The following is a 21,412-nucleotide window of genomic DNA, read 5'->3' on the forward strand; positions in this document are numbered from 1 at the left end:
CTCGCTGCGTGCGCTCACGACAGGTCCACGCAGACGTTGGTGAGTTCGGAATAGAAGTCGAGCGAGTGCACGCCGCCCTCGCGGCCGATCCCGGACGCCTTCACCCCGCCGAACGGCGTGCGCAGGTCGCGCAGGAACCAGGTGTTCACCCAGACGATGCCGGCGTCCAACCGGGCGCCGGCCCGGTGCGCCACACCCACGTCCCGGGTCCACACCGTCGCCGCGAGCCCGTACTCGGTGCCGTTCGCGAGCGCGTACGCCTCCTCCTCGTCGTCGAAGGGGGCGACGTGCACGACCGGGCCGAAGATCTCCTCCCGGTTGGTCCGGGCGTCCGGGCCGAGCCCGGTGAGCACGGTCGGCTGCACGTACGCGCCGCCGTCGCGGGCGTCGCCGAAGTGGGGCGTCCCGCCCCCGGTGAGCACCTGCGCGCCCTCCGCGCGGGCCAGGTCGTAGTGGCCGAGCACCTTGGCCCGGTGGCCGTGGGAGATGAGCGGCATGGTGGCCGTGGCCTCGTCGGTCGGCCAGCCGTACGCCAGGTCGCCGGCCCGCTTCGCGAGCCGGGCGGTGAACTCCTCGAACACCGGCCGCTGCACGTAGATGCGCTCGGTGCAGAGGCAGACCTGGCCGCCGTTGGTGAAGCTGGAGCGCACCGAGCCGGCCACCGCGGCGTCCAGGTCGGCGTCGGCGAAGACGAGACCGGCGTTCTTGCCGCCCAACTCGAAGCTCACGGCCTTCACCCCGTCGGCGGCGGCGCGCATGATGGCGCTGCCGGTGGCCGACTCGCCGGTGAAGGTGATGGCGTCGACCCCCGGGTGCCGGGTGAGGAACTCGCCCGCCGAGTCCGGCCCGAAGCCGTGCACCAGGTTGAACACCCCGGCCGGCACGCCGGCCGCCGCCATGACCTCGGCGAGCACCGTCGCCGACGCCGGCGTCTCCTCGCTGGGCTTGACGACCACGGCGTTGCCGCAGGCCAGCGCCGGCGCCACCTTCCAGGTGAGCAGCAGTAGCGGCAGGTTCCACGGGACGATGACGGCCACCACGCCGACCGGCTTGCGGACGGCGTAGTTCAGGGCCCGCCCGCCGGTCGGCGTGACGGTCGTGAACGACTCGGTGGGCGCGGTGGCCACGATCTCGGCGAACGCCCGGAAGTTCGCGGCGCCGCGCGGGATGTCGAGCGTCCGGGCCTGGGAGATGGACTTGCCGGTGTCGGCCACCTCGGCCGCCACGAGGTCGTCGAACCGGCGCTCCAGCTCGTCGGCGACCCGGCGCAGCACCTCGGCGCGCTCCCGTTCGCCCATCCGCCCCCACGGGCCGCGCAGCGCTGCCCGGGCGGCGGCCACCGCGTCGTCCACACAGGAGGCGTCGGCCTCGACGACCTCGAAGACGGGCTCGCCGGTGACCGGGCTGGCCTTCGGAAACCGTGTGCCGACGGCCACGAACTCGCCGCCCACGAAGTTGCGCAGCAGACCCGGCCCGTCCGGCGCCCGGCCGGTCATGAGCCGCGGATCCCAGGTGACCGTCATCGACGCCTCCCTCGGCTGAGCACCGCGCCGGCCGCCCCGGCCAGCAGCGCCGCCGCGCCCGCCGCGACCGCGCCGAGCACCTGGTGCTGCCGGCGGACCCGGCGGACCACCTCGGCGTACGGGGTGGTGGAGAACGACACCAGCTCGTACCGGGAAACGTACCGTCCGGGCAGCGTCCGCTCCAGCGCGTGTTCCACCCGCCGGCCGAGCTGGAACAGCGGCGAGGCGACCTTGTCGCGCATCTCCACGAAGTTGGTGAGCGCCATCCGCGCGATCGCCTCGACGTTGTCCTGCCGGCGCCGCTGGAACAGCGGCAGCGCCACCGTCCAGTCGTCGTCGCTCTCGTCCAGGCAGCGGTCCAGTTCGACCACGTCCTCGAAGGCGCAGTTGGCGCCCTGGCCGTAGAACGGGACGATGGCGTGCGCCGCGTCGCCGACGAGGCCCACCGTGCCGTTCGCCTGCCACGGTGTGCAGCGGACCGTGCCGAGCACGCCGACCGGGTTGTGCTGGTAGTCGTCGACCAGGTTGGGCGCGAGCGGGACGAGGTCGGGGTAGTGCTCGGCGAAGTGCCGCTCGATCGCGGCCGGGCTGCCCAGCGAGGCGAAGGCCGCGGTGCCGTGGGTGGGCCAGAAGAGCGTGCAGGTGAAGGAGCGGTCCGGGTTGGGCAGCGCGATCATCATGGAGGTGCCGCGCGGCCAGATGTGCAGGGCGTCCGGGTCCAGCGCGAAGTCGCCGCCGAGCGGCGGGATGGTCAGCTCCTTGTAGCCGTAGTCGAGGAAGTCCAGGCTCTCGGTGAGCAGCCCGTGCGCGAGCAGCTGCCCGCGTACCGCCGAACCGGCGCCGTCGGCGCCGAGGACGACCGGCGCGGTCGCTGTGACCTTGCCCTGCGGGGTCTCGAAGGTCATCCCGCCGGTGGCCGGGTCGAGCCCGACGAGCCGGTGGTCGAACGCGATCCGCACCCCGGGCAGCGCGGTGGCCGCGTCGAGCAGGGCGTTGTTGAGCGCGCCCCGGCTGATCGAGTTGATCGCCCGGTCGCCGGAGGCGCTGTACGACTGGAACTGCGGCTGCCCCGCGACGGGGTGGATCATCCGGCCGCGCATCGGTAGGGCGTCGCCCATCACCTGCGTGTCCAGGCCGATGCGGCGCAACGCGTCGAGACCGCGCTCGGACAGGGCCAGGTTGATCGACCGGCCCCGCTCGACCCGGCCCGTACGCGGATCGGGCCGCCGCTCGTAGAGCGCCACCCGGTAGCCGCGCCGGGCCAGGAAACAGGCGAGCAGGCAACCGGCGAGGCCCGCGCCCACCACCGCGATCTCGTCGCGCTCCGTGCTCATGGGCGGAGCCTGCCTTTCGTTCGCGACTGCGGGGCTCGCAAGACCGGCTCACTCCTCGCGCTCACCGACGCCTGCCTTTCGTTCGCGACTGCGGGGCTCGCAAGACCGGCTCACTCCTCGCGCTCACCGACGCCTGCCTTTCGTTCGCGACTGCGGGGCTCGCAAGACCGGCTCACTCCTCGCGCTCACCGACGCCTGCCTTTCGTTCGCGACTGCGGGGCTCGCAAGACCGGCTCACTCCTCGCGCTCACCGACGCCTGCCTTTCGTTCGCGACTGCGGGGCTCGCAAGACCGGCTCACTCCTCGCGCTCACCGACGCCTGCCTTTCGTTCGCGACTGCGGGGCTCGCAAGACCGGCTCACTCCTCGCGCTCACGGCGCCACCGTCGCGGCGAGCGCGTCGGCCACCCGCCAGCAGTCGTGGTACGTGGAGTAGAGCGGCACCGGGGCGAACCGGACGATGTCCGGCTCCCGGGCGTCGGCGATCACGCCGTGCTCGTGGCGCAGCCGCTTGGTGAGCCCGGCGGCGCTGCCGGCGCCGATCCGCACCGAGAGCTGGCAGCCGCGTCGGCGCGGGTCCCGCGGGGTGACCACGCCGAGCGGCCGGTCGGCCGTGACCTCGTCGAGGAGTCGCTCCAGGTACGCGGTGAGGCGCACGCTCCGCTCGCGCAGCGCCGGCATGCCGACCGTGTCGAACAGCTCCAGCGAGGTGCGGACCGGACCCATCGCGAAGATCGGCGGGTTGGAGATCTGCCAGGCGTCCACGGTGACCGGTGGCCGCGACACCGGGGTCATCTCGAAGCGGGTCGCCGCCTCGGTGCTCCACCACCCCTCGAAGCGGGGCAGCGACGGGTCGCCGAGGTGCCGCTCGTGCACGAAGGCCCCGGCCAGCGCCCCGGGGCCGGAGTTGAGGTACTTGTAGGAGCACCAGGCGGCGAAGTCGACGTCCCACTCGTGCAGGCGCAGCGGCACGTTGCCGGCGGCGTGGGCGAGGTCCCAGCCGACGGTCGTGCCGGCCGCCCGGCCGGCCGCCGTGATGGCCGGGATGTCGAGCAGCTCGCCGGTGAGGTAGTTGACGCCACCGAGCAGCACGAGCGCCACCCGGTCGCCCTCGGCGGCGAGGTAGCCCGTCACGTCCTCGGTGCGCAGCGTGTCCTCGCCGGGGCGTGGCCGCAGGCGGACCACCGTCTCCTCCGGGTCGAGGCCGTGGAAGCGGGCCTGGCTGCGCACCGCGTAGCTGTCGGAGGGAAAGGCGCTGTCCTCGATGACGATGCGGGTACGCGAGCCGGCCGGGCGGTAGAAGCTGACCATGAGCAGGTGCAGGTTCACCGTGAGCGAGTTCATCACCACGGTCTCCGCGGGGAGCGCGCCGACCAGTCGCGCGGCCGGCGCGGTGAGCAGCTCGTGGTACGGCAGCCAGGGCCGTTCGGCCTCCAGGTGCCCCTCGACGCCGAGCCGGCTCCAGGCGTCGAGGTCGGCGAGGAGCTCCTCGCGGGTGGCCCGCGGTTGCAGCCCCAGCGAGTTGCCGGCCAGGTACGCCGCCTCGGGGTAGCGGCCGCCGTCGGCCGGGGGCACGTGGAACAGGTGGCGGTGCCCGGGGTCGTCGGCGTCGAGCCGCCGCGCCTCCTCCTCGGAGGCGGACAGGCGCGGCCGGGCGGGGTGCGGGGCGTTCATGAGGGGGTCTCGCTTCCGGTCACATGCTGGTGCGGGCCGACCACAGCTCCGGGAAGACCACCCGGGCCATGCTGCGCTGCAGCCAGGCCAGCCCGGCGGAGCCGCCGCTGCCGACCTTCGCGCCCATGGTCCGCTGCACCGCCTTGACATGTTCCCAGCGCCAGTCGCCGAACTGTTCGGCCACCTCGGTGAGCGCGTCGCCGAGCAGCCGGAGGTGGTTGTCCGGCCCGTCGTCGGCGTAGATCCGCACCCAGGCCGCCTCGACGTGGGGGTGCGCCTCGTGCTCGTCGGAGACGTCCCGCTCCAGCAGGTCGGCGGGGATGTCGAAGCCGCGGCGGGCGAGCAGGGCGACCACGTCGTCCCAGAGGCTCGGCGCGGCGAGCGCCTCGCGCAGCTCGGCGTACACGTCGGACTGCCGGCGGAACGGCCGGATCAGCGCCGCGTCGCGGAGGCCGAGCAGGAACTCCAGCTGCCGGTACATGGCCGACTGGAACCCGGACGCCTCGCCGAGCAGGTCGCGGAACCGGTTGAAGTCGGCCGGGGTCATCCAGCGCAGGCCCCGCCAGGCCGCATTGAGCGCCTCCAGGTGCAGGCCCGCCCGGCGCAGCGGCGCCAGCGCGTCCCACACCCGGTCGGCCCGGATGAGCCGCTGGGCCTCGATCAGCTCGTAGCGGGTCAGCCCGAAGTACAGCTCCATGATCTGGCTGACCATGAGGAACGACATCTCGCCGGGGTCGTCGCTGATCGGCTGTTGCAGCCGGTGCAGGGTGCTGGCGTGCGTGTACACGTCGTACGGCACACGGTCGTCGAACTCCAGGGTCGGTTCGCCGCCGGTGCGCGCCGCCCTGGCCTCGCGCTGTTCGGGCGTGACCGGCCGCACCGGTGCGGGCGCGGGGGGCCGCCGCAGCTCCGTCTGCTTCACCGTCGTCTCCTCCATGAGCCGGGTTCCGCCATGATGTCGCGGCGGATCCCCCGGATGGAATGCCCGATCAACGGGACTGGCGGGCCTCGACCTGCCGGACCGAAGGCGTGAGGGCGATTCCGGTTCAGGAAAGTAAGGTCTGCTCATGGACGACATGGACTGGGCGCTGCTACGCGAGTTGCAGGCCGACGCCCGCCTCTCCTTCAGCGAACTGTCCCGCCGGGTGCACCTGTCGCCGCCCGCGGTCGCCGAGCGCGTACGCCGGCTGGAGGAGTCGGGGGTGATCACCGGCTACCACGCCCACGTCGACCTCAGCCGGGCGGGGCGCAGCGTGGTGGCCCTGATCCGGATGTCCTGCTACGGGTCCCGATGCATCCTGTACGACCCCGAGGTCGCCGACTGGCCCGAGATCCTGGAAATCCACCGGATCACCGGCGACGCGTGCAGCATGCTGAAGGTGGCGGCCGGCTCGATCGGGGAGTTCGAGCGGGTCATCGACCGCCTCGCTCCGTACGGCCAGCCCTCCAGCACGATGGTGCTCTCCACCCCGCTGGACTGGCATCCCGTCACGCCGCTCCCGCGACCCCGCCCTCCCCGAACCGACGCCCGCCACCGCTGACCCCTCCCCGCGTTCCCCGCGCTCTCTTCACGGCGGTGATCAGTCAGTTATCGGTGCTGGATGCCCGTTTGTCGGCAACGACTTCATGATCACCGCAGGGCGCGGGGTGGGGACCCGTGCGGGGGCCGGCACGGCGGGTTTGTGAGCGGTCGATGGGGAAAGCACCGCGGGTCGCCCCAGCAGGACCGGTACACCGGTGCCGGGAGGGAGGATCATGCGGGGTCTGCGACCGGACGGCGGCGTGTTTCCCGCCCCGTCGACCATCCTGCGGCTGCTCGGCGCGTTCGCGCTGGTCGCGGCGTTCGTCCTGATCGGCGCCGGGCCCGCCCGCGCGGGCGAAAACGTCTTCGTCGAGGTGACGCCCAACAGCGTCCAGGCCGGCGGCCGGGTGCACATCCGGGCGAGCTGCGACAACGCCAACAACCGCCAGGCCCAGGTCGACTCGGACGCGTTCGGCCGGGTGACGCTGCGACCGGACAACGGCTTCCTCACCGGCTCGGTGACGGTGCCGGGTAACAAGGAACCGGGCGACTACCCGGTCAACCTGCGCTGCCAGAACGGCAACACGGCGTCCACCAACCTCACGGTGCTCAACATGGCCCAGCCGAGCAAGGGCCCGGCGACCGGGGGCGGCGGCACCGCCAGCCGGGGCACCGGCATGCTGCTGCTGATCGGCGGCGTGGCGGCCGTGGGCGCCGCGGTGGCCCTCGGCATGGCGGGCGCCCGCCGGCGGACCGGGACGGGTTCCTGACCCGGGAAGCACCATGGCCCGCACATCCGCACGCCGCAGGCGCCCGGATCGCGGCCGGCTCCGGGCGGCCACCCGGTCGGCGCTGCACGCGTCCGGTCGACTGGCCTTCCGGAGTTCCCGCCGGCTGCGCCGGGTCGCCCGGCACGCGTTCTCCGCGAGCGTGGCCACGACCGACCCGTCGGCCCGGCCGTTGCCGGTCCGGCCCCGACGGTCCGCGGTACGCCGGCGGCTCGGCGCCGGCACCGGCCCCGGATTTCCGGTGCTGGCCATCGCCACGCTCATGGTGCTGATCGTCGCGATGCTCGGGGTCGAGCGCGTGACCGGGATCGACGTCCTGCCGGACCAGATCAGCGCCGGCCTTCGACCGCCGCCGAAGAAGTTCCCGGTCCTACCGGCCAGCACGCCCGTGGAGCTCACCATCCGCACCATCGACCTGCGGGCGCCGGTGCACAGCGTGGGCATCGCCGCCGACGGCAGCATCGGCGTACCGGACGCGGGCCGGGCACAGGAGGCCGGCTGGTACGACCAGGGGCCGACCCCCGGCCAGTACGGGCCGGCCGTGATCGTCGGGCACGTCGACACCACCACGGGGCCGGCGGTCTTCCACGAGCTCAAGGAACTCCGCGCCGGCGACCGGGTCGAGGTGACCCGCTCCGACGGCACGGTGGCGGTCTTCGAGGTCAACGACGTGCAGCGGTTCGACAAGTCGGAACTGCCGGCGGGCGAGGTGTTCGGTGACTTCAGCCGCCCCAACCTGCGCCTCATCACCTGCGGTGGGCGCTGGGTCGGCGGGGAGACCGGCTACGCCGACAACGTGGTGGTGTTCGCGTCGCTGGTGAAGGCGCGCCGGACGTGAGCCGCCGGGCCTCAGGCCGCCTCGGGCTCGCGCAGGTCGAGCCAGTCGGCCCAGCGCGGGTCGGGCGCCCGGTGGCCGAGGACCCGCCAGGCCGTGCCCTTCGGCGCCGCCGGCAGCGCGTGCAGCCGCCAGCCCAGCTCGGCCGGGGTCTTGTCGCCCTTCGTGTGGTTGCACCGGGCGCAGGCGGCCACCACGTTCTCCCACGCGTGGCGGCCACCCCGGCTGCGGGGGAAGACGTGGTCGATGGTCTCGGCCGGGCCCCGGCAGTAGGCGCAGCGCCAACCGTCGCGGGCGAAGATGGCCCGGCGGGACAGGCCGACGTGCGTGCGGTAGGGCACCCGGACGTACCGGGTCAACCGGACCACCGAGGGCACCGGGAGCGCGTCCCGGGCGCTGTGCAGGATGCCGTCGCCGTCGGCCACGCAGACGGCCTTGGCGGAGAGGACGAGGATCGCGGCACGACGCACCGACACGACACACAGCGGCTCGTAGGTGGCGTTGAGGACCAGCGCACCGGAGCCCACCGTGGGTCGTATGTCAGGCATCGCGATCACCCTCCCGGTTACAGCGGCCCCCTCCGCGCGCCGCCGACCGGGGGCACGACGGCCCACACGGTCGACGCCGGTCGGATCACCGACGTCCGTTGCGCCAATAGTCCCTGATCGGACCCCGGATTGCACGTACTAATCCGGGGTCCCTCATGAAGCATTTTCCGACCGTGGCAAGATGACCGGTTTCGCCCCCGTCCGTTCACCGGGCCGTCGGCGCGGACTCCTGCGGACGTCACCCTCCGGTGGGTCGGCGGCGGCCCGTCGGGCCCGTTGCGGTACGAAGACAGGGTGACTGCCTCCGTCCTGACGCTTCTCGCCGCCGCCTCCGCCGCACCGGCCCCGAGCGAGACACCCAGCCCGGACTGTCTGAACGAGGCGCTGTGCAACGCCGTGTGGCGGTCCACCCGGTCGGTCTGGTTCGCCGAGGGCAGCTACTGGATCCTGATCAAGCCGCTGCGGATCGTCCTCATCCTGCTGCTGGCGGCGGTCGCCCGCTGGGCCGTACACCGCACGATCGACCGGCTGGTGCGCACCACCAGCGACGCCGGCGTGCCGACCATGCTGCGCCCGCTGCGGGAGCGCATCCCGACCGCCGCGACCGAGCCCGGCGAGTTCGTCCCCGAACGGCGGCGGCAGCGGGCCGAGGCCATCGGCTCGGTCCTGCGCAGCCTCACCACCGCGTTCGTCTTCGGCATCGCCATGCTCATGATCCTGCGGGAGTTCAGCTTCGACCTGGCGCCGCTGCTGGCCAGCGCCGGCATCGCCGGGGTGGCGCTGGGCTTCGGCGCGCAGAGCCTGGTCAAGGACCTGCTCGCCGGCCTGTTCATGCTGATCGAGGACCAGTACGGCGTCGGCGACACCGTCGACCTTGGCGAGGCGACGGGCGTGGTCGAGTCGGTCGGGTTGCGGGTCACCACCGTCCGCGACGGCCGTGGCGTGCTCTGGTACATCCGCAACGGCGAGATCGTGCGGGTCGGCAACAAGAGCCAGGGCTGGGCGCTCGTCGTGGTGGACCTGCCGATCGGCTTCGCCGGCACGGAGGAGGCCACGGCCGTGCTGCGTACGGCCGCCGCCTCGGTGGCGCTGGACCCGGAGCTGTCGCCGGAGATCGTCGAGGCGCCCGAGGTGCTCGGCGTGGAACAGATGACGGTGGACGGCGCGGTCATCCGGACGGTGGTGAAGACGACGGCGGACGGCCAGTTCGCGGTCGGGCGGGAGCTGCGCCGCCGGCTGGCCGAGGCGCTGGAGAACTCCGGGATCACCGCGCAGATCGCCGCCGCACGCCTCTTCCCGGGCGTGGCGGCCCGGCCGCCGGCCGGCGGCGAGACGGGGCAGAGCGGCGCGACCTGATCCGCCGGCTGGCCGACGATCCAGGGGTCGCGGGCCGGCCGGCCCCTCAGGTATCGTCCGTTCGTTCAGTCGGAGATGCGACGATCTATCCGTTCGCCCTAGCCAGTTGTCAGACGATCGGGCAGAATCCGGGGCACGCGTTCCGCCAGAAGCGTGCTGCGTCCTCGCTGATCCGCAGATCTGACGAGAGTTCCCGGGCTGGCGTCGTCACCAGTGGCCCGGCCCTGGGGAACGATGGAGGCGACGGTGTCCGACGAGCGACCCTCACCGGAAGGGCCAGCCACCTTCCGTGAGGTCTTCGCCCAGCGGGAGTTCGGGGCCCTCTTCACGGCGAGCGCGCTCTCCTGGGTCGGCGACTACCTCGCGAAGGCCGCGGTCACGCTGCTGGTCTACGAGGAGACAAAGTCGGTCGCGCTCTCCGCCGCCGCCTTCGCCGTCAGCTACCTGCCATGGCTGATCGGCGGGCCGCTGCTGGCCGCCGTCGCCGAGCGGCACCCGTACCGGCGGGTCATGGTGATCTGCGACCTCATCCGGATGGCGTTGATGCTGCTCATCGCCATCCCGGGGCTGCCCGCCCCGGCCCTGCTCGGGCTGCTCTTCCTCGCCACGCTGGCCAATCCCCCGAGCCAGGCCGCCAAGTCGGCGCTGATACCGCAGATCCTGACCGGCGACCGGCTCGTCCTGGGGCTGTCGCTCACCTCCAGCGTCGGCCAGGCCGCGCAGGTCGTCGGCTACCTGATGGGCGCCGCCATCGCGGGATTCGACCCCGTCATCGCGTTGCTGATCAACGCGGCCACCTTCGCCGTCTCGGCGATCCTGGTCCGCTTCGGCGTCGCCGACCGGCCGGCGGCACTGGGCCGGGCGCACCGCTCCCACCTGCTCCGGGAGACCGCCGAGGGGTTCCAGATCGTCTTCGGCACCCCGGTCCTGCGGGCGATCGCCGTGCTCGTGTTCAGCGTCATGCTCTTCTCGATCGTGCCCGAGGGCCTCGCCGCCGGTTGGGCCAAGGACACGGCGGGCGACGGCCTCGACGCCGGTGTGGCGCAGGCGGTCATCATGGCCGCCAATCCGGTCGGCTTCATCCTGGGTGGGCTGGCGATCGGGCGCGTCTTCGGCCCGTCCCGCCGGTTGGCACTGATGCGGCCGCTGGCCGTGCTCGCGCCGCTCACCCTCGTGCCGGCCCTGCTCGATCCCGCACCGGTGGTGGTGGCCCTGCTCGCGGCGGCCTGCGGCTTCGCGGTCGCGGGCATGCTGCCCACGGCGAACGGCCTCTTCGTGCAGGCCCTGCCCGACGCGTTCCGGGCCCGTGCCTTCGGGGTGATGGGCACCGGCGTCCAGGTGATCCAGGGGCTGGCCGTGCTGGTCACCGGGGTGCTCGCGGAACGCTTCTCCATCCCACCGGTGGTCGGCGTGTGGAGCCTCGCCGGCGTGTTTCTCATGCTGGTCGTCGCGCTGACCTGGCCGAGCCGGCGGTCGGTGGAGGCGGCCGTGGCGGAGGCCCGGTTCGGCCCCGGGGGCGCGGCGCGGGTGCCCGCCCCGGAGCAGCCGGGGCCGGGCGGCGAACCGACCGACCCGGCCACCGGGCCGGTCGCCGGTCCGTCGACGGACGACGGGCGCCGCCGCCACGCGGTCACCTAGCGCAGCGCGGCACGGTCGACTCGACTTCCAAGGAAGGCGCGGTGTCGACGGCCCGCGGACAGCGCGACATCACGGAACCCGAGTCGATCTCGGCGCGCGACGCTGGCCTCCAGGGAACAACCATCGCGCGTCGCTTGATCAACACCAGCTCGCCGATGTGGCGGTGACCGACGCCTCGGGACACCGGCACATCGCCGAAACGGAGCCGATCAACCTGCGCCCGGCCCCGAGCGGACCGAGCCGGGCCGCCGCCCCCGTGACCCGACGCACAGAGGCCTCCGTGCCGCCGGCGCCACGCGCGCCTGGCAGGATGGAACGGTGAACCCCGCAGGCGAATCCGACCGTTCCCGGCCGTCGGCGACCCTCTTCGACGCGATCGGCGGCGAGCCCACCTTCCGGAAGCTGGTGGACGAGTTCTACGCCGGTGTCGCCACCGACCCGCTGCTGCGGCCGATGTACCCCGAGGAGGACCTCGGGCCGGCGGCCGACCGGCTCACGCTCTTCCTGATCCAGTACTGGGGCGGCCCCAACACCTACTCGTCCCAGCGCGGGCACCCGCGACTGCGGATGCGGCACGCGCCGTTCCGGATCGGGGTCGCCGAGCGGGACGCCTGGCTGCGCCACATGCGCCGGGCCGTCGACCGGCTCGACCTGCCGCAGGACCACGCCACCGCGCTCTGGGAGTATCTGGAGCGGGCCGCGTTCTTCATGGTCAACGTCATGGAGGACCCGGCCTGACACCCGCCGGGCCGTCGCGACGGCCCGGTGCCGCGACGCGCTCGGCCCTCGCTCCACCACGAGACGCCCGCCGGAGGCTACCGGCGCGACCCGCGGCCGGCGCGGCTCAGAGCAGGGCGCCCTCGTCGTGCAGCCAGTCGACGAAGCTCGTGGCCACGGCGGCGCCGCAGTCGAGCATCTCGACCAGGAGGGCGTCGTGCGTCCCGGCGCCCAGCGGCACCTGGAGCTCGGCGTAGATCGGCAGTTGACCGCGCTCGGTCGGGTCACCGACGTACGCCTTGCAGAACCGTCGGGTGTGGTTCCACTCGTTGACCACCCGGTAGGCCCGGTCGGCCCAGTCCGGCGGCACCGTCGCGTGTGGACGCGCCCGCATCACGAGGATCTCGTCCTCGGGCCCCTCGAGCGCGACCAGCACGGCGTGGCGCTCCCACATGGCCAGCAGGTTGCCGTCGCCGTCGGCCAGGTAGCGCACGTCGAGCAGGTCGAGCGCGTCGCAGACCCGGCCCAGGGTGACCGGCGCCACGGTGGCCGGCATCTCGGCGAGCACCGACCGGTCGTTGGCCGTGCAGTCGTCTCCCGGCTGGCGCGGGGTCGGTGGTCCGACCCGGACGGTGCCTTCCACTGTGATCCCGCTTCGACTTTCCGGATCGCCGCCGTTGGCGGGACCGGGGCGCCATGACCACCACGGCATCGCTCGCGCACCTCACTCCCCAGCGGATCCAGCTGCCTACGGTGCGTTGGATCCGAGCATGGACGGTACCCGGACAGCCGGGTTGAAGCATCCCCCCAACGACCGCCCCGGGCCAGAAGAATGAGTGCGGGTCATCCGTTCGGACGATCTCGCAGGGGCGTCAGGCCAAGATCGCTGCCCTTCTGCAACCAGGCCGCTCCGTACGGCCCCACCAGACCGACCCATCGGCCGGCGACCCGCACCTGCACGGCGGCCGCCGCGTGGGGGCCACCAGACGGGCCCAGGAAGCCCATCCGGACCAGCCCCTGCACGAGGCGCTGCGGCACCTCGACCGGCGCACCGGGCGGGTCGTCCGGGGTGACCACGACGGCCACGTGGTCGAGGAGGGCGTCCCGCACGGCGCGCTGCCCCACGGCCCGGCCCGCCACGCCCTGCTCGCTGGCGGCACGCAGCGTGCCGGCAGCGGCCCGGGCGATACGCCGCAGGTCGTCGGCCGGCAGCGTCTCCACGGGCCGGCTCACGGCCGGCGGCAGTGGCCAGCGCCACTGGGCGTCCCGTCGGGGCGGCAACGCGGCGCCGGAGCGCTCCAGCTCGGCCAGCAGGTCGGCGGCCGCGACGGCCACGTCGCCGGGGCACACGCCCGTCACGGTCCGCACCACGAGCACGTTCCAGGGCAGCCGCGCCCAGAGCGCCGTCCGGTCCGGGCCGACCGGTCGGAGCCGTACGGGTGCGGCCGAATCCAGGCGGACCAGCCGGGCGAGGAACGCGCCGGCGTCGGCCGTCTCCACGATCCCGTGCCCCCCGTCCGCCGGCTCGGCGGGCCGCGGCCCCGCCTGCCCCGGCGGCGGCCCCGCCTGCCCCGGCGGCTGCGCCGGCCCGCCGGGCACGGGGAGCGCCGTCCCCGGGCGGGAAGGACCGGGGCGAGCCGGACCCGGGCGGGTCACGGCGTCCCGCCCGAGGGCGCGTAGGTCAGCAGGAACTCCCGCTCCTGCGGGGTGATCCGCCGCGGGACCTGCCGCTCCAGGTCGAACGGCACCAGCACCGAGCGGGCCCGCCCGGCCAGCACCTCACCGTCGTACAGCTCGTAGGCGACGGTGAACCGGGAGGGTCGGATCTCCTCCACCCACAGCTCGATGCGCACGGTCGGCGCGGCCTCGCTGGTGGCCCGGTCGAGGGCGTAGTCGACCGGGCGCAGGTAGTCGACCTCGTGCCGGCGGATGACCACGCCCTCGGCGAACGAGTCCACGCCCCACGCCCGGCCGCCGGCGAACATCAACGCCACCCGGGCCTCCTCGTACAGCGTGAGGAAGCGGGAGTTGTTGACGTGCCCGTACGCGTCCAGGTCGGACCACCGCAGGGTGCAGTGGTAGACAAAGCGGTCACTCATGGTCCGGCGCCGGTCGGCGACTAGTCCCGGGTCAGCTTGCGGTAGGTCACCCGGTGCGGGCGGGCCGCCTCGGCGCCGAGCCGGTCGATCTTGTTCTTCTCGTACGCCTCGAAGTTGCCCTCGAACCAGAACCACCTGGCCGGGTTCTGGTCGTCGCCCTCCCAGGCCAGGATGTGCGTGGCGACCCGGTCGAGGAACATCCGGTCGTGCGAGATGACCACGGCGCAGCCGGGGAACTCCAGCAGCGCGTTCTCGAGGCTGGAGAGGGTCTCCACGTCCAGGTCGTTGGTCGGCTCGTCGAGCAGGATCACGTTGCCGCCGATCTTCAGCGTCAGCGCCAGGTTGAGCCGGTTGCGCTCGCCACCGGAGAGCACCTTGGTCGGCTTCTGCTGGTCCGGCCCCTTGAAGCCGAACGCCGCGATGTACGCCCGCGACGGCATCTCGACCTTGCCCACCATGAGGTGGTCCAGACCGTCGGAGACGGTCTCCCAGACCGTCCGGTCCCCGGCCAGCCCCTGCCGGTTCTGGTCGACGTACGACAGCGAGACGGTCTCGCCGACGCGGACGTCGCCGCCGGTCGGCTGCTCCAGCCCCACGATGGTCTTGAACAGCGTCGTCTTGCCGACGCCGTTCGGGCCGATGATGCCGACGATGCCGTTGCGCGGCAGCGAGAACGACAGGTTGTCGATGAGCACCCGGTCGCCGAAGGCCTTCGTGAGGTTGTGCGCCTCGATGACCGTGTTGCCCAGGCGCGGGCCCGGCGGGATCTGGATCTCCTCGAAGTCCAGCTTGCGGGTCTTCTCCGCCTCGGCGGCCATCTCGTCGTAGCGGTCGAGGCGGGCCTTGGACTTGGTCTGCCGGGCCTTGGCGTTGGAGCGCACCCACTCGAGTTCCTCGGAGAGGCGCTTCTTCATCTTGGCGTCGCGCCGGCCCTCCACGGACAGCCGGGCGGCCTTCTTCTCGAGGTACGTCGAGTAGTTGCCCTCGTAGCCGATGGCCCGGCCGCGGTCCAGCTCCAGGATCCAGCCGGCCACGTTGTCGAGGAAGTACCGGTCGTGGGTGATGGCGAGCACGGTGCCGGCGTACTTGGCCAGGTGCTGCTCCAGCCACTGCACGCTCTCGGCGTCCAGGTGGTTGGTGGGCTCGTCGAGCAGCAGCAGGTCGGGCGCCTCCAGCAGCAGCTTGCACAGCGCCACCCGGCGGCGCTCGCCGCCGGAGAGCTTGGTGACGTCGGCGTCCGGCGGCGGGCAGCGCAGCGCGTCCATCGCCAGCTCGAGCTTCGAGTCGATGTCCCACGCGTCGGCGTTGTCCAGCTCCTCCTGGAGCTTGCCCATCTCCTCCATCAGCTCGTCGGAGTAGTCGGTCGCCATCTGCTCGGCGATCTTGTTGAACCGCTCGAGCTTCGCCTTGGTCTCGGCGACCGCCTCCTCGACGTTGCCGAGGACGGTCTTCGCGTCGTTGAGCGGCGGCTCCTGGGCGAGCAGGCCCACGGTGTAGCCGGGCATCAGCCGGGCCTCGCCGTTGCTCGGCCGGTCGAGCCCTGCCATGATCTTGAGGAGGCTGGACTTACCGGCGCCGTTCGGCCCGACCACACCGATCTTGGCCCCCGGCAGGAAGTTCAGCGTCACGTTGTCCAGCACGACCTTGTCGCCGTGCGCCTTGCGCGCCTTTTCCAGGACGTAGATGAACTGGGCCACGGTGCGGGCTACCTCCGTAGGTTGCGACTGGGAGCCGGCGGGCGAGAGCGCGGGCGGCGGGTGCCTCCGCGGCCGCCGGCCGGGGCCGGCCGCACGCACGCCGTCGTCAATCCTGACAGGTACGAGCCGCCGCGCCCACATCACCCCGCCCGGCGTACGCCCGCGTCGTGGGAACCCGGACCCCCGGGTGCGCCCCCGCGCCGGCTGTTGACAAGATCACCGGAGGGATTCGACGACCGCGGGGCGGGTAGGGAACTCCGGCACGGGGGTCCAGACGCCGCAGCTACGCTCAGTACGCTCATGCGGTTGACCCGTCAGCACCGGAGGTGGCCGAACGTGACCGTCCGCAGCTCCTTTGTCGTAGTGGCGAACCGCCTGCCGGTCGACGAGGTGAGCACGCCAGAGGGACGGCAGTGGCGGCGCAGCCCGGGTGGGCTGGTGACCGCGCTGCACCCCGTCCTCGCCGAGCACCAGGGCACCTGGGTGGGCTGGGCCGGGGGCACCGGCGCCGCTCCCGAGCCGTTCGACCTGGAGGGCATCCGGCTGCACCCGGTGCCGTTGAGCGCCGAGGAGCTGGAGCGCTACTACGAGGGCCAGTCCAACGCGACCATCTGGCCGCTCTACCACGACGCCGTCGAGACGCCGGTCTACAAGCGGCGCTGGCGGGAGACGTACCGCCTCGTCAACGCCCGCTTCGCGGAGGCCGCGGCGGACGTGGCGGCCGAGGGCGCCACGGTCTGGGTGCAGGACTACCAGCTCCAGCTGGTCCCCGCGATGCTCCGCGAGCTGCGGCCCGACCTGCGGATCGGTTTCTTCCTGCACATCCCGTTCCCGCCCATCGAGCTGTTCATGCAGATGCCGTTCCGCACGGAGATCCTGCGCGGCCTGCTCGGCGCCGACCTCGTGGGGTTCCAGCAGCGGCTGGCCGCCCAGAACTTCGTCCGGCTGGCGCGCCACCTCCTCGGCCTGCGCTACGAGGGGCAGATGATCCAGGCCGACGGCCGGCAGGTGAAGGCCGGAGCGTTCCCGATCTCGATCGACACCCGTGAGATGGAGCGGATGGCCGCCGACCCGGCGGTCCAGGCCCGCGCCAAGGAGATCCGCGAGGAGCTGGGCAACCCCCGGACGATCATCCTGGGTGTCGACCGGCTGGACTACACGAAGGGCATCGAGCTGCGGCTCAAGGCGTTCCGGGAGCTGCTCGCCGACGGGAAGCTCACGGTGCCGGACGCCGTCATGGTGCAGGTTGCCACACCGAGCCGGGAACGGGTCGAGCACTACCAAGCCCTCCGCGTCAAGGTCGAACGCGAGGTTGGTCGGATTAATGGCGAATTCGGCAGGGTGGGCGTGCCCGCGGTGCATTATCTGCATCAGTCGTACAGTCGCAGCGAGCTGGCCGCGATGTACGTCGCTGCCGACGTCATGATGGTGACCCCGCTGCGAGACGGAATGAATCTGGTGGCCAAGGAGTACGTGGCATCGCGCGCCGACCAGGGCGGCGCGCTCGTGCTCAGTGAGTTCGCCGGCGCCGCCACCGAGCTGCGCCAGGCGTTCCTGTGCAACCCGCACGACCCTGACGCGGTCAAGGACGCCCTGCTGCGGGCCGTGCACGTCGAGAAGCCGGAGGCTCGCCGCCGCATGCGGACAATGCAACGCCACCTACGCACGAACGACGTGGGTCACTGGGCCAAGTCGTTCCTCACCGAGCTCGGCGTGCCGGAGGCGGAGGCCGCGTGACCACGCCCGTTCCCGGTGGCGCGGTCGTCGCCACCGACGTGATGGACCCCGAGCTGCGCGCGGCCATCGGCCGGATCGCGCGGGTGCCCCAGCTCCTGGTGGCCTGCGACTACGACGGCACCCTGGCGCCGATCGTCGAGGACCCGAGCAAGGCCGTGCCGCTGCCCGAGTCGGTGGCCGCCATCCGCGCGCTGGCCGCGCTGCCGCAGACCACCGTGGCGGTGGTCTCCGGCCGGGCGCTGCGCGACCTGGCCGCGCTGTCCCGGCTGCCCAGCGAGGTGCACCTGGTCGGCAGCCACGGCTCGGAGTTCGACATCGGGTTCGTCGAGCGCCTCTCCCCCGAGCTGATCGAGGTCCGCAGCCGCCTGCGCGGCGCGCTGCGGGAGATCGCGGCGGCCCACCCGGGCATCCGGTTGGAGCGCAAGCCGGCGAGCGTCGCGGTGCACACCCGCGGGGTCGACCCGCAGATCGCCGCGGCCGCCATCGAGGCGGTCCGCAGCGGCCCCGCCACCTGGGACGGCGTCACCGTCACGCAGGGCAAGGAGGTTATCGAGCTGTCGGTGGTGGCCACCCACAAGGGCACCGCCGTCGACCAGCTCCGCACGCAGCTCTCCGCCAGCGCCGTGCTCTTCATCGGTGACGACGTCACCGACGAGAACGCGTTCGGCAACCTCCACGGGCCGGACGTCGGCATCAAGATCGGCCCGGGCGACACCCAGGCGCACTACCGGGTCGCCGAGCCGATCGAGGCGGCGCGGGCGCTCGGCCTGCTGCTGGAGACCCGGCGGCACTGGCTCTTCGGCGAGCGTGCCGTGCCGATCGAGCGGCACTCGATGCTGGCGAACGGCCGCACCGTCGGCCTGGTCACCCCCGACGCCAAGATCACCTGGCTCTGCCACCCGAAGCCGGACTCCGCGGCCATCTTCGCCGACCTGGTCGGCGGCGGCCCGGCGGGGCACTTCACCGTGTCCGCCGAGCGCGGCGGGATCCCGCTCGGCCAGCGCTACCGGCCCGGCACCATGACCGTGGAGACGCGGTGGTCGGGTCTCACCGTCACCGACTGGCTGGACGAGCCCTACCAGGAGACCACGCCCGACGGACCGGTCGTCATGAGCGGCGACTCGACCCTCGTCCGGGTGCTGAGCGGCACCGGCCGGGCGCGGATCGAGTTCGCCCCCCGCCCCGAGTTCGGTCAGGTGGCCGTCCAACTGCAACCCCTCGACGACGGCCTGCTCGTGCTCGGCTCCAACGAGCCGATCGCCCTCTACTCCCCCGGCGTCGAGTGGGAGGTCGCGAGCGACGGCGTCTACGAGTACGCGAAGGCGGTCGTCGACCTGCGGGCCGCGGGCGGCCAGATCGTCCTGGAGCTGCGTTTCGGCACCCACAGCCTCGAGCACCACCGGGTGCCGGTGCACGAACGGCAGGCCGCGGCCGAGCAGCCGTGGCGGGACTGGGTGGCCACCCTCCGGCTCCCCACCACCGCCCGCGACCTCGTGGTCCGCAGCGCGCTCACCCTGCGCGGGCTCTGCCACCAGCCCACCGGCTCGATCCTGGCGGCCGCGACCACCTCCCTCCCCGAGGAGCTGGGTGGCGTCCGCAACTGGGACTACCGCTACTGCTGGCTGCGCGACGCGGCGCTCACCGCCCGGTCGCTGGTCGACCTCGGTTCGACCGAGGAGGCCGAGGGTCTGCTCCGGTGGATCGACGGCGTCGTCGAGCGCACCGGCGGCCACCCCGAACGGCTGCACCCGCTCTACACCGTCGACGGGTACGAACTCGGCGCCGAGGCGGTCATCGACACCCTGCCCGGCTACGCCGGCTCCCGTCCCGTCCGGGTCGGCAACCTGGCCAACCACCAGCTCCAACTGGACGTCTTCGGGCCGGTCGCGGACCTCATCGCCGCCGTGGCCGACCTGCGCGGCTCGGTACGCGAGACCGAGTGGCGGGTGCTCGAGTCGATGGTCGAGGCGGTCAGCCGCCGCTGGCACGAGCCCGACCACGGCATCTGGGAGGCCCGCCTCCCGCCCCGGCACCACATCTTCTCGAAGGTCATGTGCTGGATGACCGTCGACCGGGCGCTGCACGTCGTACGCCAGCACGGCGGCGAGGACCGGCCCGAGTGGGTGGAGCTGCGCGACCGGATCGCCGCCAACGTGCTCGAGTACGGCTGGCACGAGCACGCCGAGGCGTACAGCGTCGCGTACGGGGACGAGGACATGGACGCGTCCTCGCTCTGGATCGGCCTCTCGGGGCTGCTCCCGGGCGACGACCCGCGTTTCCTCTCCACCGTTCTGAAGATCGAGGCCGACCTGCGCAGCGGCCCCGTCGTCTACCGCTACCACTGGGACGACGGGCTGCCCGGCCGGGAGGGCGGCTTCCACATCTGCACCGCGTGGCTCATCGAGGCGTACCTGCGCACGGGCCGGCGTGCGGACGCCGAGGAGCTGTTCGCCCAGATGGTCGACACGGCCGGCCCCACCGGGCTGCTCCCCGAGCAGTACGACCCGCTGGCCGAGCGCGGGCTGGGCAACCACCCGCAGGCCTACAGCCACCTCGGCCTGATCCGCTGCGCCCTCCTGCTGGACAACATGCTCAAGCAGTGACCCACCGGCGCACCGGGCGCCCGCGCGCGGCTCGCGAACCGCGGGCCGCGCGCGGGACCCTTGGGCCGGTGGGCCCGCGGGGTCAGGCCCGGAGGGCGTCCACCACGTCGCCGATCACCACGGTCGCCGGTGGGCGCAGTCCGGCGGCGGCCACCTCGGCGGCGACCGTCCCCAGGGTCGAGCGGAGCATCCGCTGGCCGCCCGTCGTGCCCTCCTGCACGACGGCCGCCGGAGTCTCGGCGGAACGGCCGTGCGCCACGAGGGTCGCCGCGATGGCCGCGAGGTTCTTCAGCCCCATGAGGACCACGAGGGTGCCGCGCAGGGCGGCCAGGGCGTCCCAGCGCACCAGCGAGGCCGGTGAGTCCGGGGCCACGTGCCCGGAGACCACGGTGAACTCGTGGGCCACCGCCCGGTGGGTGACCGGAATGCCGGCCGCCGCGGGCGCCGCGACGGCACTCGTCACGCCGGGCACCACGGTCACCGGCACACCGGCCGCCGCGCAGGCCAGCAGTTCCTCACCGCCCCGGCCGAAGACGTACGGGTCGCCGCCCTTGAGGCGGACCACGAACCGCCCGGCGCGCGCTCGGTCGACGAGGATCCGGTTGATCTCCTCCTGGGTCCGGGCCGGCCCGTACGGGATCTTGGCGGCGTCGACGAGCTCCACGTCGGCGCGCAGCTCGTCGAGGAGCAGCCCGGGCACCAGCCGGTCGGCGACCACCACGTCCGCCCGGGTGAGCAGCCGCCAGCCCTTCACGGTGATCAGCTCCGGGTCGCCCGGACCCGCGCCGACCAGGGCGACCCGCCCGCCCGCCGTGTCGGCCGGGGACTCCCGCACCGCCGGAGGCGCGGACACCAGGCCCGGACGGCCCGCCAGGAGGTCCCGAACGGCGTCGCGCACGGTCATGGCCCGCCGGGGATCGCCGCCGCCCAGCACGGCGACGGTCACCGGCCCCTGCCGGGTCACGGCCGGGGTCCAGGCCGTCGCCGCCGCCCGGTCGTCGGCGCGTACGCAGAAGATGCGCCGCTCGGCGGCGGCCGCGCTCACGGCCACGGCGGCGCCCGGGTCGTCCACCGCCACCTGCACGAGCCAGGCCCCGTCCAGGTCGGTGGGGGCGAAGCGACGCTCCGCCCAGCGCAGCCGGCCGGCGTCGGCGTGCGCGCGCAACGCCGGGGTCAGCTCCGGCGCGACCACCAGGACGTCGGCACCGGCGTCCAGGAGCGCCGGCACCCGGCGCGTGGCCACCGCTCCCCCGCCCACCACGACCACCCGCCGTCCGTGCAGGCGAAGCCCGAGGGGGTACGGGCTCGCGTCGCCCCGCCCGCTCACACCGCCACCCCGCGC

18 protein-coding genes are annotated in these 21,412 nt (G+C 73.3%); 8 read left to right on the forward strand and 10 right to left on the reverse strand.

What is annotated here, in order from left to right; genetic code table 11:
* Nucleotides 1-14: 14 nt before the first annotated feature.
* The 4 genes from ACSNOA_RS26390 to ACSNOA_RS26405 all read right to left on the reverse strand — a co-directional run bounded on the left by ACSNOA_RS26390 (nucleotide 15) and on the right by ACSNOA_RS26405 (nucleotide 5,452).
* Nucleotides 15-1,496, reverse strand: coding sequence for a 2-hydroxymuconic semialdehyde dehydrogenase (locus ACSNOA_RS26390; protein ID WP_436663382.1), 1,482 nt, complete (start codon nucleotides 1,494-1,496; stop codon nucleotides 15-17).
* A gap of 23 nt (nucleotides 1,497-1,519) precedes the next feature.
* Nucleotides 1,520-2,857: an FAD-dependent oxidoreductase gene (locus ACSNOA_RS26395; RefSeq protein ID WP_436662495.1), complete on the reverse strand. Its 1,338-nt coding sequence runs from the start codon at nucleotides 2,855-2,857 to the stop codon at nucleotides 1,520-1,522.
* A gap of 371 nt (nucleotides 2,858-3,228) precedes the next feature.
* Entirely contained in the window at nucleotides 3,229-4,530 is a 1,302-nt protein-coding gene (gene kynU, locus ACSNOA_RS26400) for a kynureninase (protein ID WP_436662496.1), read from the reverse strand.
* 19 nt (nucleotides 4,531-4,549) lie between these two features.
* Entirely contained in the window at nucleotides 4,550-5,452 is a 903-nt protein-coding gene (locus tag ACSNOA_RS26405; protein WP_436662497.1) for a tryptophan 2,3-dioxygenase, read from the reverse strand.
* A gap of 145 nt (nucleotides 5,453-5,597) precedes the next feature.
* Here ACSNOA_RS26405 and ACSNOA_RS26410 point away from each other — a divergent pair, with 145 nt between their 5' ends.
* The 3 genes from ACSNOA_RS26410 (at nucleotide 5,598) to ACSNOA_RS26420 (ending at nucleotide 7,678) form a co-directional block, all read left to right on the forward strand.
* Nucleotides 5,598-6,071: an Lrp/AsnC family transcriptional regulator gene (locus ACSNOA_RS26410; protein ID WP_436662498.1), complete on the forward strand. Its 474-nt coding sequence runs from the start codon at nucleotides 5,598-5,600 to the stop codon at nucleotides 6,069-6,071.
* A 214-nt stretch (nucleotides 6,072-6,285) separates the two neighbouring features.
* On the forward strand, nucleotides 6,286-6,822 hold the full coding sequence (locus ACSNOA_RS26415) for a hypothetical protein (RefSeq protein WP_436662499.1): 537 nt from the start codon (nucleotides 6,286-6,288) through the stop codon (nucleotides 6,820-6,822).
* A gap of 13 nt (nucleotides 6,823-6,835) precedes the next feature.
* Complete coding sequence (locus tag ACSNOA_RS26420) at nucleotides 6,836-7,678, forward strand: class F sortase (RefSeq protein ID WP_436662500.1); 843 nt, start codon at nucleotides 6,836-6,838, stop codon at nucleotides 7,676-7,678.
* Between the two features lie 11 nt (nucleotides 7,679-7,689).
* Here ACSNOA_RS26420 and ACSNOA_RS26425 read toward each other — a convergent pair whose 3' ends face one another.
* Nucleotides 7,690-8,223 (reverse strand): HNH endonuclease, encoded by a 534-nt coding sequence (locus ACSNOA_RS26425; protein ID WP_120781325.1) that lies wholly within the window; start codon nucleotides 8,221-8,223, stop codon nucleotides 7,690-7,692.
* 276 nt (nucleotides 8,224-8,499) lie between these two features.
* Between ACSNOA_RS26425 and ACSNOA_RS26430 the strand changes: the two genes are divergently transcribed.
* From ACSNOA_RS26430 to ACSNOA_RS26440, 3 genes are all read left to right on the forward strand, one after another.
* Nucleotides 8,500-9,579 carry a mechanosensitive ion channel family protein gene (locus tag ACSNOA_RS26430; protein ID WP_436662501.1) on the forward strand — a complete coding sequence of 360 codons (1,080 nt, stop codon included), beginning with the start codon at nucleotides 8,500-8,502 and terminating at the stop codon, nucleotides 9,577-9,579.
* A 234-nt stretch (nucleotides 9,580-9,813) separates the two neighbouring features.
* Entirely contained in the window at nucleotides 9,814-11,217 is a 1,404-nt protein-coding gene (locus ACSNOA_RS26435) for an MFS transporter (RefSeq protein WP_436662502.1), read from the forward strand.
* A gap of 318 nt (nucleotides 11,218-11,535) precedes the next feature.
* Entirely contained in the window at nucleotides 11,536-11,955 is a 420-nt protein-coding gene (locus ACSNOA_RS26440) for a globin (protein WP_436662503.1), read from the forward strand.
* Between the two features lie 106 nt (nucleotides 11,956-12,061).
* Here ACSNOA_RS26440 and ACSNOA_RS26445 read toward each other — a convergent pair whose 3' ends face one another.
* The 4 genes from ACSNOA_RS26445 to ettA form a co-directional block, all read right to left on the reverse strand.
* Nucleotides 12,062-12,646, reverse strand: coding sequence for a YbjN domain-containing protein (locus ACSNOA_RS26445; protein WP_436662504.1), 585 nt, complete (start codon nucleotides 12,644-12,646; stop codon nucleotides 12,062-12,064).
* Nucleotides 12,647-12,777: 131 nt separating this feature from the next.
* Nucleotides 12,778-13,437: a hypothetical protein gene (locus ACSNOA_RS26450; protein ID WP_436663383.1), complete on the reverse strand. Its 660-nt coding sequence runs from the start codon at nucleotides 13,435-13,437 to the stop codon at nucleotides 12,778-12,780.
* Between the two features lie 149 nt (nucleotides 13,438-13,586).
* A complete protein-coding gene (locus ACSNOA_RS26455; protein WP_436662505.1) occupies nucleotides 13,587-14,033 on the reverse strand; it encodes an acyl-CoA thioesterase in 447 nt (148 codons plus the stop codon).
* 20 nt (nucleotides 14,034-14,053) lie between these two features.
* Nucleotides 14,054-15,730, reverse strand: coding sequence for an energy-dependent translational throttle protein EttA (ettA, locus tag ACSNOA_RS26460; RefSeq protein WP_436662506.1), 1,677 nt, complete (start codon nucleotides 15,728-15,730; stop codon nucleotides 14,054-14,056).
* Nucleotides 15,731-16,066: 336 nt separating this feature from the next.
* Here ettA and ACSNOA_RS26465 point away from each other — a divergent pair, with 336 nt between their 5' ends.
* Both ACSNOA_RS26465 and otsB read left to right on the forward strand, forming a co-directional pair.
* Nucleotides 16,067-17,467, forward strand: a complete 1,401-nt coding sequence (locus ACSNOA_RS26465) for an alpha,alpha-trehalose-phosphate synthase (UDP-forming) (protein ID WP_436662507.1) — start codon at nucleotides 16,067-16,069, stop codon at nucleotides 17,465-17,467.
* A gap of 41 nt (nucleotides 17,468-17,508) precedes the next feature.
* A complete protein-coding gene (otsB, locus tag ACSNOA_RS26470; RefSeq protein ID WP_436663384.1) occupies nucleotides 17,509-20,070 on the forward strand; it encodes a trehalose-phosphatase in 2,562 nt (853 codons plus the stop codon).
* A gap of 82 nt (nucleotides 20,071-20,152) precedes the next feature.
* On the opposite strand, the gene cobA is transcribed toward otsB, so the two are convergent.
* Complete coding sequence (gene cobA / locus ACSNOA_RS26475; RefSeq protein WP_436662508.1) at nucleotides 20,153-21,397, reverse strand: uroporphyrinogen-III C-methyltransferase; 1,245 nt, start codon at nucleotides 21,395-21,397, stop codon at nucleotides 20,153-20,155.
* Between the last annotated feature and the right edge of the window lie 15 nt (nucleotides 21,398-21,412).

This window comes from Micromonospora sp. URMC 103, from assembly GCF_051386435.1.
Lineage (GTDB): Bacteria > Actinomycetota > Actinomycetes > Mycobacteriales > Micromonosporaceae > Micromonospora.